Source organism: Blautia sp. MSK.18.38 (assembly GCF_024460535.1).
Taxonomy (GTDB): Bacteria; Bacillota; Clostridia; order Lachnospirales; family Lachnospiraceae; genus Blautia_A; species Blautia_A fusiformis.
Window position 1 is genome coordinate 1 of sequence record NZ_JANFYP010000001.1, and the last position, 12,309, is coordinate 12,309.

The following is a 12,309-nucleotide window of genomic DNA, read 5'->3' on the forward strand; positions in this document are numbered from 1 at the left end:
TGTCGTTTTGTTGACGACTTGGATACTTTATCATATCTTCTGTCTTTTGTCAACTACTTTTTTATTTTTCTGAAATCAGATGTATTTATCTGTTTCTTAAAAACAATTTGTTCCTAACAACTCTGATAGAATAGCATTTTTTCCATTAGCTGTCAACATGTTTTTTACATAAATTTCATTTTTTTCTGAAAAACGTATTTTTTCGCCAAAAACCGCATTTCACAGACATGGTCACCACCTGTATCCTGGTGCTTTTTCGTCTGCAAAATGCGGTTTCTTTTACCCACCATAAAATATTCCTGTAAAAATACGGATAAAAATATTTTTATCATAAAGAAAATCCAGTACTGTATCACCCCGGATCAGTCCCAGACCCTTTTGCCCTATTTCCGTGTTGCATAAAATCGTAAGTACCAGCATTCCGACCCATACAAAAACAATACACTTCATGCCTCCTACTACGGCGCCGGCTATTTTGTTGATCCCACGAATGACCGGCAATCTTGCCAGGAGATCCATGGCATACGCCAGCACATGGATCAGGATTGAGGAAAGTATGTATGATACCAAAAAAGAAAGACAGTTCACTGCTACATTGGCCAGATATCCGGAAATATACCCTGCAAATGTATTAACCGCCAGATATTGATACACCAATGCCGTATTATTTTCTGTTATCCCCTTCTGGAGGAGATCCGGAATATCCATACTGCTGATCAACGCCTTCTGTTCCTCCTCATCCATGGTTTCTTTTCCATCTGCCAGAGAATCCACAAATGATCCGCTGGCAGTCTGGATTTTTTCATAAACAGACGTATTCTCACGTATGAACTGATTCACATAAGGATTGATCAGCCATACCAGAGCAACGGAGATCAGAACAAGCAATGCAGATACTACTTCTTTTACAAAGCCATGCCTGTATCCATCCACCATGGAAAAGGCAAGCAGGACCAGCACAGCCAGTCCAAGCCATGTCCAGTTCATATCTGCCCCCTTAACTGAATTTTATGGTGCTGACGCCTGTATCCAGTACCATAAGATATTTATTCCATCCGATCTTAAAGAAATCCCGGATCGTTCCATCTACATTTCCGGCATATTTCTGTACGCCACGGTTGTTCATCACGCAGATCTGCGAGCTGTTATACATGATGATATTATCTCCGCTCATTTTTATAGTCGTATATGGAATATTGAAATTTTTACGGAATTTCAGCTGTCCGCTCATACTATAGACTTCCATTGTATACAGATCATCTTTATTATTGTTTTTAAATACCAGGCCAATCCTGTCATCACTGAAAAATGTACTTACGATCTCCTGTTTTACATTGACTGTTTTGCTTTCTTTGGGAATCTGGCTTCCCTGGTAAGTAGAAAATCCATCATCTCGCAAAGCAATATACTTACTGTCACTGATACATTCCACCTGCGGGATCACTACATTCTCATAGGTATAACCACTTACGATCCGATCATCCTCATTCTGCCCTACATCCCCATAATTATAAAATGCCACATAGCTGGTAGTCTTGCTTCCATCAACATACTGGAATGTTACCATCATCACTCCGTTATCAGACACTGCTACATCCATGGGATATCCCGGATCATCGATCTTAGTCAGATTTTCCGCGACCAGACTGCCATCCGGATTATAAAAATTGATCCAGGTATTATCATCATTGTCCAGGATCACTGCAACCATTCCATTCGATGCGATCCGCACTTTTACAATAGCATAAGATGTTGTTACAGTTCCGGTCACACCTTTTTTGTCGCAGATATAAAGCAATGTTCCCTCGCTGTCTGCAACAACCGCCCTGCTTCCATTCACATCTGCAATAGGATTCTGCATTGTATAGGTTTCATTCCAGATCGTATTCATGCTGTTGTCCACAACAGATACTCCATCCGGACTGTATCTCAGGATATCTCCATCCATGTCCACATACTGTGTGGACACAACATCTTCCTGTTCGCTTGTATTTAATACTTTATAGCTGTGATAGCTTCTTTTTTCTGCATAGAGAAAAACCAGGCAGACTGCAGCAGCGATCACTGCCGCTGTGATCACCTTTTTTCCCTTTCTTGAAATCCTTCGGCAATGAGAAGTTCTCCTGTAGTAAGCGTCTTCCTGCGCAGCCTGTTCCTGTGCAAGCCTGGCTTTTTGCCTCATCAGCTTTTTACGCTTTTGTTTTTTCTGTATTTTTTTTATGATATTCACAACCGTATCCCTTACCTTAAGTATTTTATTTTGTAATTGGTTTTCCAGTTATTATAGCACACTCCATCAGGGTAGTACAATTACCTGCCCGGGATAAATGATCTCATTGGCAGAAATTCCGTTTAATGCACAGATCTGCTCCATCGCCGCTACAGTACCATAGCGGTTGAGACTGATCTGATACAAGGTGTCTCCCGGGCGGATCACATAAGTTTCTCCAGGATTTCCTGCAGCCACTGAAGTCTCTTCTGTTTTTTTCTCTTCTGTTTTATTATCTTTTTTTTGCGTTGCTTCTGAAACAGACTGTTTTTTTGAACTTCGAGGTTCCGGTGTTATTGAGATTTTTTCTCTTTTCTGCGTGGTTTCCGTCGGGACCGGAGTTCCCCGCACAGCTTCCTGCGTCTGTACCGGTTTTTGTGTCTGCACCGGTTTTTGTGTCTGCACCGGTTTCTGCGTCTGCACCGCCTTTGGCGAAATCGATACACTCTGCACCGGTTCTGTTACTGCAGGTGTCATCTGCACCACCGAAGCAGAAGCAGCGCGATAATCTTCCGGAACCTCTGTTTTTTCCTGCTGATTCCGATAAAAGCCCACTCCAGCCACAAGAACTGCCAATGCCAGACACACCGTAGCCGCATAAGAAAAAACAGAAGTTTTCTCTTCTCCCTGTTCCTCCGGATTTTTACTATCTATGATCTTTCTGAAATTTCTGACAGCCCTGTCCTCCACTTTCTCGGATGCTTCTCCGCCCTCTTTCTGGCTGCGTTCAATCATATACGTCTGCATCTGAGAATTTTTCTCATAATAAATATAATACCCGCTCAGTTTTGCCATCATGCCGCCATCATAACGGAAAAAGGCATCCTCCCGTTCTCCAGGATCCATCAGCATCAGGATCTTTTCCCCTCCGAAATGTCTGAGATGTACTTTCACAAAAAGCTCCGTGATCTCCATTGCTATCTGAGGCTGTGCAAAAAACCATCCCACGATCTCCTGCTCCGGAAAATACTGATCCTTATCCTCCTGCAGTTTCTGCCAGAGTTTTTCCGAAAAGTCAATATGTTCTGCCGCAGCCTCCATGCCGTCTGCTGCAATGGCACCTTTTATAAAAATACAGGTCATATCTGCAGTCCATTGAATTTCACCTGTAAGTACCGCCACACTTCCCTGGCCTTCCGGCTTTTCATCTTCTGCCAGGCTGCAGAGAAATGTGTATACATAATCTTCTATATAAATCCTGTAATCTCCGTTCGCCAGCCCGATCTGCCTTACATTTCTAGGCATGGAAAACGATTCCTGTGCGGTTTCCTGTTCTGTTGTGTCCTCCTTATAAATGACTTCTATCATCTCATATCACTCCTTCTGTCCAAGCATAGCACAGTAAAAATGCGGATTTTAGCAGAATGTAAGAGTCTGTCCACAGAATTTAGCGACAGATTCCGCACCATGCATATTTTTCCTTTTTTCAGGATATGATAGAGTGAAAAAAGAATCGAGGTTTCTCATGGCTTTTTACATTGATGCCGAAAAAAACGGTTCATCCGGCGAGATTGCTTATCTTCTGAAAAAATGCATTCTTCACTGTCCTAAAAAATGGACCGAGATCGTGTTTTTATGCATTGGCAGTGATCGTGTTACCGGAGATTGTTTAGGCCCATATATCGGACACCTTCTTCATCCTCATGAAACCGGACATATTTTTGTCTACGGCACTCTTTCCTGCCCGGTCCATGCCCTGAACCTAGAAAAAACTTCATCGCTTATCACAAGGCTTCATCCACACGCCCTTGTGATCGCCATAGATGCTTCTCTTGGACAAAAAAAACACCTGGGCTATGTGACCATTGGAAATGGTGCACTTTACCCAGGTGCTGGTGTTCAGAAAGATCTTCCACCTGTAGGGGACATCCATATCACCGGCATTGTAAATACTGCCGGAATCATGGAGCAGCTTACCCTGCAGACTACCCGGCTCTCCACCGTGGTAGCACTTGCAGATGTGATCGCCTGCGGGATCCTTAAGATACTTCCTGCAGAAACAGACTTATCCCCTGTTGATCTTGATTATGCGAACTCCTTGATCTGCTTATAGATACCCTCTGCATCGAGACCGTATTTATGAAGAAGCTCTAATGCCGGACCGGACTCACCGAATACATCATGGATTCCGATACGTTTAACCGGTACCGGTGCCTTCTCAGCCAGGCACTCGCATACAGCTCCGCCAAGACCGCCGATGATGGAATGCTCCTCAACAGTTACAACCTTGCCGGTTTCTTTGGCAGCTGCAACAACAAGGTCCTCATCCAGAGGCTTGATGGTATGGATATTGATCACTTTTGCATCGATTCCGTCTGCTGCAAGCTTCTCAGCTGCTTCAAGAGCCGGTGCAACGCAAAGTCCGTTTGCGATGATGGTAAGATCTTTTCCCTCGCGGAGAACGATGCCCTTACCAAGCTCAAATTTATAATCCGGTCTGTCATTGATAACCGGAACAGCAAGACGTCCGAATCTCATGTATACCGGTCCCTGATGCTCGTAAGCAGCAGCAACCATAGCTTTTGCTTCGATATCATCAGAAGGACTTGCAACGACCATGCCCGGAATCACTCTCATCAGGGCAAAATCCTCCAGGCACTGATGTGTGGCGCCGTCTTCACCTACAGAAATACCGCCGTGAGTTGCTCCGATCTTTACATTCAGCTTCGGATATCCGATGGAGTTACGAACCTGCTCATAAGCACGTCCTGCTGCAAACATTGCAAAAGTACTTGCAAAGGGAACCTTACCTGTGGAAGCGATTCCTGCTGCAATACCCATCATGTTGCACTCTGCGATACCGCAGTCAATGTGACGCTCCGGGAATTCTTTTTTAAACATACCTGTCTGTGTAGCTGCAGCAAGGTCAGCGTCAAGAACGATAAGATCCTCGTGTTTTTTTCCTAGTTCTATGAGGGCACTGCCGTAGCTTGCTCTCGTTGCGATTTTCTTTACTTCTGACATAATGCTTCACCTACCTTCTCCAGATCTTCCATTGCCTGTGCATACTGCTCGTCATTCGGAGCTTTTCCGTGCCAGCCTACTGCGTTCTCCATGTAGGAAACGCCTTTACCTTTTACTGTTTTCATGATGATAGCTGTCGGCATACCCTTTGTAGCTCTTGCCTCATCAAAAGCAGCCTTCAGCTGATCCATATCGTTGCCGTCCGCAACATTGATCACATGGAAATTGAAAGCTTCGAATTTCTTGTCGATCGGATACGGGGAGCATACATCTGCAATGTCACCATCGATCTGAAGTCCATTGTTATCTACGATCACAACCAGGTTGTCCAGTTTACGGAAGCCTGCGAACATAGCTGCCTCCCACACCTGGCCCTCCTCGATCTCACCATCACCCAGCAATGTATATACTCGATAGTCATCATTACTGAGTTTGGCAGAAAGAGCCATACCTGCTGCTGCAGAGATTCCCTGACCAAGAGAACCACTGGACATATCAACGCCCGGAATATGCTTCATATCCGGATGTCCCTGAAGATAGGAGCCCAGATGACGAAGTGTTTTCAGATCCTCTTTTGGAAAATATCCTCTCTCTGCAAGTACAGAATAGAGTCCCGGTGCTGTATGTCCTTTAGAAAGGACAAAGCGGTCACGGTCTGCCTTTTTAGGATCCTTCGGATCGATGTTCATCTCTTCAAAATATAAATAGGTGAACACGTCTGCTGCAGAAAGGGATCCGCCCGGATGGCCGGCCTTTGCTGCATGGACTGCTGTTACGATATCCTTGCGGACTTCGTTGGCAACTTTCTGAAGTTCTAACTTATCCATGTTATAAATGTCTCCTTTTTAGTGCCCTGCTGTTCACAGGGAATTTGTATATAAAAGAGGTTTCGATCACTCACCGAATACTGCCTTGTAATCAGCCTGAAATTTAGCGATACCTGCATCTGTCAGCGGATGATGTGTCATCTGCTCAATTACCTTGAACGGTACCGTAGCGATATCTGCGCCTGCAAGTGCACATGCAGTTACATGCATTGGATGACGAACGCTTGCTGCGATGATCTCTGTCGGGATATCTGCAACTGCAAACATCTCAGCGATCTGCTGGATCAGCTCAACGCCATCTGTGGAGATGTCATCCAGTCTTCCAAGGAACGGAGATACATATGTAGCACCTGCTCTTGCTGCAAGAAGTGCCTGGTTAGCAGAAAAGATCAGAGTAACGTTTGTCTTGATCCCCTCAGAGGAAAGAACCTTAACTGCCTTCAGTCCCTCTGTTGTCATAGGAATCTTAACAACCATGTTCGGATGGATCGCTGCGATCTCACGTCCCTCACGGATCATTCCCTCAGCATCTGTTGTGGTAGCTTTAACCTCACCGCTGATCGGTCCGTCAACGATCGTTGTGATCTCTTTGATCACCTCGTTGAAGTCTCTTCCTTCTTTGGCGATCAGAGACGGGTTTGTTGTAACTCCACAGATAACTCCCATGTCATTTGCTTCTCTGATATCCTCTACTTTAGCTGTGTCGATAAAAAATTTCATTGTTTTTTCCTCCTGTTTACGTTCGTTCTTTTTCTTGATGATTCCATTATAACAAACTCATTGCGGGGGTCAAGGCACCTGCTTTTTATTAATAAATCTTTTATTAATAAAATAACATTTTATTAATAGTGCCTGTCAATTTTTTCACCCAAAACAGCTTCTTTCCATTTTCCTCAATTCGAATATCGCCGTAATTATCGTAGCTAACAAGGTTTCTATTCAAATGTGTCATGGAAACTCTCTCTATATATTATTATTAATAATTTTTGCGCCATTATTTATTTTTCTGTTCATCAGACTGGTTTCTGTCCAGTCTTGCATACCCCGTCGTGCGGCGCGTGATCAGCTTCGGGGTATATTCGATATTATACAGGCTGGCAGGTCTTTCATCCAGGTAAAATTTATCATTCATGTCGATCTTACGGATGATGATGTCACAGGCATCCCTTCCCTTCAGCGCAACAAAATGATCAATGGTTGTCAGGGAGATCCTGCGGATGCCGGAATAAAAAATATTGTCGCATCCTATGACAGAAACATCCTTCGGAACGTGTATCCTCATTTCATGCAGCGCATCAATGGCGCCTATGGCCATCATGTCATTCTGTCCTGCGATAGCCGTAAATTTCTTTCCTTCCTGGAGAAGCTCCATGGTCAGCTCGTAGCCCATGGCATACTCGGAATCCATCCGCGGGATCTTTCTGTCATTGGACTCATCTGCCGCCTTGATGAGCACATGATCCTTTTTTCCCTCTTTTTCAAACTCGCGGACAAAGCCCTCCACACGCTTGGAGCGCTGCCACTGCCGTCTGGTAAGTGGCGGCGTGATAAATGCCACATCCGTGTGCCCCAGATCAAGAAGATGTCTGGCCATCAGCCTTCCTACCACTGTGTTGTCCTGATTGATAGCATCTACCGTGGTTGTTTTTTCCTTGTTGCTGATGATGACCAGCGGTGTTTCTTTTGCGATCTTTTCTACCTGATGCTGGAAATCCGGATGAGGATTGCAGGTATAGATGATCCCTGCCGGCCGCATAGTCTGCATCATACGGAGATATTTTTCTTCCAACCCCGCATCGCGCTGGGTGTTGCAGATAAATACCCCATATCCCTGCTCATTGGCCACAGCCTCGATCCCTTGAAGCAGCAGTACATAATAGGGACTGGTGAGTGTGGGGCAGAAAACAACGATCAGCTTTTCTTTTCTGTCAGCTTTGTGTTTCCGACGTCCGGGAAGCTCATAGCCAAGCTCTCTGGCCGCCTGCTCCACCCGCTCCACAGTTTCTCTCGAAAAAGAAACATTATATTTCCGGTTCAGCACCATGGATACCGTTGCCTGGGAAACTCCTGCGCGTGCTGCCACATCCGATGAGGTTGCTTTCTTTTTTGCCACCAGTCTCACCTCCTTTATAATCTGGGGAAATTTCCTGGCTGCTTATCACTTTTTGCAATCCCTCAGGGAATTTTTCACCTGATCCGGTTATAGTTCCACTCTTCCTTCCAGTGCCCGGAGAAGTGTCACCTCATCAATATATTCCAGATCACCGCCCACCGGAACTCCGCTGGCGATACGGCTTACTTTGATCCCGGTCGGTTTGATCAGCTTACTGATGTACATAGCTGTCGTTTCGCCTTCAAGACTGGAATTGGTTGCCACAATAACTTCCTTTACATCCCCCTGAAGGCGCTTCATCAGTTCCTTCAGTTTGATATCATCCGGCCCGATCCCAAGCATCGGGGAAATCGCACCATGAAGTACATGATATACACCATCAAATTTACCTGTTTTCTCATATGCTGCCAGATCCCTGGTATTCTCAACCACCATGATCGTGCTGTGATCCCTTTTGGGATTGGCGCAGATCGGACAAAGCTCCTGATCTGTCAGCGTGTAACAGCACTTACAGTACTGAACATTCTGCCTTGCATCGGTAATGGAGGCGGTCAGCTGCTCCACCTGGTCCTTTGGCATATTCATGATATGAAATGCAAGACGCTGGGCAGATTTGGCTCCGATCCCCGGAAGATGGGAAAGCTGCTCAATAAGTTTATTGATATGGCTGCTGTAATATTCCATCAGAAAGGAAGACCTCCGCCAAGACCGCCAAGGCCGCCTGTGAGTTTGGACATCACTGCTGCTGACTCGGACTCAACCTGACGGAGCGCCTCATTTGTTGCTGCCGCGATCATGTCCTCAAGCATCTCGATATCATCCGGATCTACCGCTTCCTCGGAAAGTGTGACCTTTGTTATTTCACGTTTACCGGAAACTGTAACGGAAACAGCTCCGCCGCCTACTGTTGCTGTAAACTCTTTTTCCTCAAGAGCTTTCTGGTTTTCTTCCATCTGACGCTGCATTTTCTGCGCCTGTTTCATAAGATTATTCATGTTTCCCGGCATACCCATGCCAGGAAATCCACCTCTTTTTGCCATAATACTTTCCTCCTGTTTTTTGTTTACGGATTTATGACTCCTCATCCGGGTCTTCTTCCACTACGATATCCATGTGGATATTCTCCCGAAGTGCATCGTCTACTGTGATCTGCGCGAGATTGGTGTGCTGATGTTTGTTGGCTACCAGCATATGTATCTCCACGCTTTTGCCTGTCCGGGCAGCAATAATGTCCTGAAGCTCTTTCTTCGCCTCCGGATTGTCTACATAATTCATCCCCAGAAAATCCTGGAATTCCACATAAAGGATGGGATCTCCTGTCTCTCCGTTATACTTGGGGACTGCACGCTGCAGGGACTGCTTAAAAAGTCCGGTAGTCTGACCCACGATGGCACGCCAGCCTGCCACGATCTTCTGAAGATCCTCAGGAGCTGCCTTCTGTGGTTTCTGCTGCTGTACCGTTGCTGTACCGGTCACTGCCGCCCCCGGTTCCCCGGCTCCACAGGCCTCGCTCTCCCGAACGATCACCTGCTGCACAGGCCGTTCCTCCATCTGCTTTTCCAGGACACGAAGCCTGTCAAGAACAGAGTCCAGATTTGTCTCCATGGCCGGTCTGCACAGCTTGATCAGTGCGATTTCCACCAATACACGCTTCTGGCTTGCAAAACGGATCTGATTGGACAGATCGGAAAAAATACGAATGTAACGCATCAGCGTCTCCACATCTGTCATCCCGCTCTCTTCCTTCAGAAGCTTCAGATTCTCAGAAGAAACATCAATGGCTTCCTCCGGATTTTCGGAAGTCTTCACAAGCAGAAGATTTCGCATATACCAGGTAAAATCTGATACAAACTGTCCCAGCTCCCGGCCGCCTGTGATCAGGTCCTCCAGCACATGAATGGAACCTGTCACATCGCCGGAAAGAACCTTTCGGAGAAGCCTGCTGAATACCTCTGTATCCACAGCTCCCAGAACATCCAGGACTTTATCATAAGTAAGCACCTGTCCCAGATAAAAGGAAATACACTGATCCAGAAGACTCAGGGCATCTCGCATGGACCCGTCGCCTTTTTTTGCCACATAGCGTACAGCCTTCTCCTCTGCTTCCACCCCTTCTGCTGTCAGAAGCTCGGAAAGTCTGGCAGCAATGGTATCAATGGATATCCGGTGAAAGTCATAGCGCTGACATCTGGACAGTATTGTGATCGGTATCTTGTGGGCCTCTGTAGTCGCCAGGATAAAAATAACATAAGAAGGCGGCTCCTCCAATGTTTTCAGAAGAGCATTAAATGCACCTGTTGAGAGCATATGCACCTCATCGATGATATAAACCTTGTATTTACCCTCTGTTGGACGATAAGCCACTTCCTCACGGATCTCACGGATGTTATCAACACCGTTGTTGGAGGCTGCATCGATTTCGATCACATTCATGGCAGTTCCCGCCTGAATGGCCTTGCACATGGCACATTCATTGCAGGGGCTGCCATTTACAGGATGTTCACAGTTTACTGCCTTCGCCAGGATCTTTGCAACCGTAGTTTTTCCGGTACCACGCGTTCCGCAGAACAGGTATGCGTGTCCGATACGGTTCGCCTTGATCTGGTTGGTCAGTGTTGTCACAATATGATCCTGTCCTTTTACATCGTCAAAATTGTCGGGACGAAATTTACGGTAAAGAGCAGTATAACTCATAAAACTCTCCTTCTCTTCGCCACAGTCGCCGCGGAAAGACTCCCGCGGCGGCCAGATGACTCATAATTCATTAATCGCCAAAACTGATTCCGATCTGTTTGGCTGCTTTTACAAGCTGATCCTTTGGAGATACCATCTTCAGCTTGCCTGCGCATTCAGCAAGAGGAACCCTCTTGATCTTGCCGTTGATGACACCGATCATAACACCGTATTCCTCATCCATGATCGCCTGCGCTGCACCGGCACCGATCCTTGTGGAAAGAACGCGGTCATATGCACATGGCTCTCCGCCTCGCTGCATATGTCCCGGAACTGTGATACGTACCTCACTTCCGGTCACCTGCTGGATCTGGTCTGCGATCTCATAGGATACAGACGGATATTTCTTCGCTCTTTCCGCAAGCTTTTCTTTGTATTTTTTCTTCGGAAGCTCTGCATCTTCTTTTGAGATAGCTCCCTCAGCTACTGCAAGAATGGTAAAACGCTTGCCTGCCTTGTTACGCTTCTGGATGGCTTCTACAACCTTATTGATATCGTATGGGATCTCCGGGATCAGGATCACATCTGCTCCGCCTGCAACACCGGCATTCAGTGTAAGGCTTCCGACCTTATGTCCCATGATCTCAACAATAAATACACGTCCATGAGATGCAGCTGTTGTATGGATGCAGTCAATGGCATTTGTTGCGATCTCCAGAGCGCTCTGGAAGCCAAAGGTCATATCTGTACCCCAGATATCATTATCAATGGTCTTCGGAAGATGGATGATATTCAGGCCTTCCTCGCGGAGAAGATTGGCGGTTTTCTGCGTTCCGTTTCCGCCGAGGATCACAAGACAGTCAAGACAGAGCTTATAGTAAGTCTGTTTCATGGCCTCAACCTTGTCCAGTCCCTTCTCATCCGGAACCCGCATCAGTTTGAATGGCTGTCTGGATGTTCCGAGAATAGTTCCGCCCTGAGTCAGGATTCCGGAAAAGTCCCTGGCTGTAAGCATACGGTATTTCCCGTAGATCAGTCCCTTATATCCGTCATCAAATCCATAAACCTCAAGGTTCTCAACGCTGTTGCTCAGACCCTTTACAACGCCTCTCATGGTTGCGTTCAGTGCCTGACAGTCACCACCGCTTGTCAGCAGACCGATTCTTTTAATCATAGCGTCCTCCATTCTGTGCCCTCTTATGTGCACATTTTATTTGTTGCTGTCTGCATATAAGACAGATATTCCACCTGACGTATTTCTGCAGAACAACTACTGTATCCTCTCTTTTCACAGAGTTTTACACAATATAATATTATAAAGCATTTTCAGGCAGTGTACAATAGCCAAAAAAGCACGAAAACAGCGAGTGTATTGATTGACTTTACCTGTATCTCATCGTAAAATAAAATTATCAGTAACTTTCGTATGTTTACAGAAAATTTTCATCTAGAAAGGAGAGTCC

12 protein-coding genes are annotated in these 12,309 nt (G+C 45.9%); 1 reads left to right on the top strand and 11 read right to left on the bottom strand.

The genetic code is table 11. The annotated features are described in order from the left end of the window. Positions 1-279: 279 nt before the first annotated feature. The 3 genes from NE638_RS00005 to NE638_RS00015 form a co-directional block, all read right to left on the bottom strand. Entirely contained in the window at positions 280-987 is a 708-nt protein-coding gene (locus NE638_RS00005) for a CvpA family protein (RefSeq protein ID WP_021650939.1), read from the bottom strand. Positions 988-997: 10 nt separating this feature from the next. Then, a complete protein-coding gene (locus NE638_RS00010; RefSeq protein WP_256137095.1) occupies positions 998-2,230 on the bottom strand; it encodes a DUF5711 family protein in 1,233 nt (410 codons plus the stop codon). A gap of 66 nt (positions 2,231-2,296) precedes the next feature. Beyond that, on the bottom strand, positions 2,297-3,577 hold the full coding sequence (locus tag NE638_RS00015; RefSeq protein ID WP_021650941.1) for a LysM peptidoglycan-binding domain-containing protein: 1,281 nt from the start codon (positions 3,575-3,577) through the stop codon (positions 2,297-2,299). Positions 3,578-3,734: 157 nt separating this feature from the next. On the opposite strand from NE638_RS00015, the gene yyaC reads away from it, so the two are divergent. Then, the gene (gene yyaC / locus NE638_RS00020; RefSeq protein WP_021650942.1) at positions 3,735-4,322 is read left to right on the top strand and encodes a spore protease YyaC; all 588 of its coding nucleotides are present in this window, start codon (positions 3,735-3,737) and stop codon (positions 4,320-4,322) included. On the opposite strand, the gene NE638_RS00025 is transcribed toward yyaC, so the two are convergent. The 8 genes from NE638_RS00025 to NE638_RS00060 all read right to left on the bottom strand — a co-directional run bounded on the left by NE638_RS00025 (position 4,295) and on the right by NE638_RS00060 (position 12,020). After that, on the bottom strand, positions 4,295-5,233 hold the full coding sequence (locus NE638_RS00025) for a transketolase family protein (RefSeq protein WP_015525670.1): 939 nt from the start codon (positions 5,231-5,233) through the stop codon (positions 4,295-4,297). The genes yyaC and NE638_RS00025 overlap by 28 nt on opposite strands. Next, positions 5,221-6,060, bottom strand: a complete 840-nt coding sequence (locus NE638_RS00030; protein WP_015525669.1) for a transketolase — start codon at positions 6,058-6,060, stop codon at positions 5,221-5,223. Before NE638_RS00030 ends, NE638_RS00025 begins: the two co-directional genes overlap by 13 nt. 66 nt (positions 6,061-6,126) lie before the next feature. Next, positions 6,127-6,780 (bottom strand): fructose-6-phosphate aldolase, encoded by a 654-nt coding sequence (gene fsa, locus NE638_RS00035; RefSeq protein ID WP_015525668.1) that lies wholly within the window; start codon positions 6,778-6,780, stop codon positions 6,127-6,129. A gap of 274 nt (positions 6,781-7,054) precedes the next feature. Next, entirely contained in the window at positions 7,055-8,173 is a 1,119-nt protein-coding gene (locus NE638_RS00040; RefSeq protein WP_118607819.1) for a LacI family DNA-binding transcriptional regulator, read from the bottom strand. 87 nt (positions 8,174-8,260) lie between these two features. After that, positions 8,261-8,857 (bottom strand): recombination mediator RecR, encoded by a 597-nt coding sequence (gene recR / locus NE638_RS00045; protein ID WP_015525667.1) that lies wholly within the window; start codon positions 8,855-8,857, stop codon positions 8,261-8,263. Next, positions 8,857-9,213, bottom strand: a complete 357-nt coding sequence (locus NE638_RS00050; protein ID WP_015525666.1) for a YbaB/EbfC family nucleoid-associated protein — start codon at positions 9,211-9,213, stop codon at positions 8,857-8,859. The genes recR and NE638_RS00050 overlap by 1 nt, the downstream gene beginning before the upstream one ends. 31 nt (positions 9,214-9,244) lie before the next feature. Continuing rightward, positions 9,245-10,867: a DNA polymerase III subunit gamma/tau gene (gene dnaX, locus NE638_RS00055; protein WP_118607820.1), complete on the bottom strand. Its 1,623-nt coding sequence runs from the start codon at positions 10,865-10,867 to the stop codon at positions 9,245-9,247. Positions 10,868-10,937: 70 nt separating this feature from the next. Further along, positions 10,938-12,020 (bottom strand): 6-phosphofructokinase, encoded by a 1,083-nt coding sequence (locus NE638_RS00060; protein WP_021977972.1) that lies wholly within the window; start codon positions 12,018-12,020, stop codon positions 10,938-10,940. Positions 12,021-12,309: the final 289 nt, after the last annotated feature.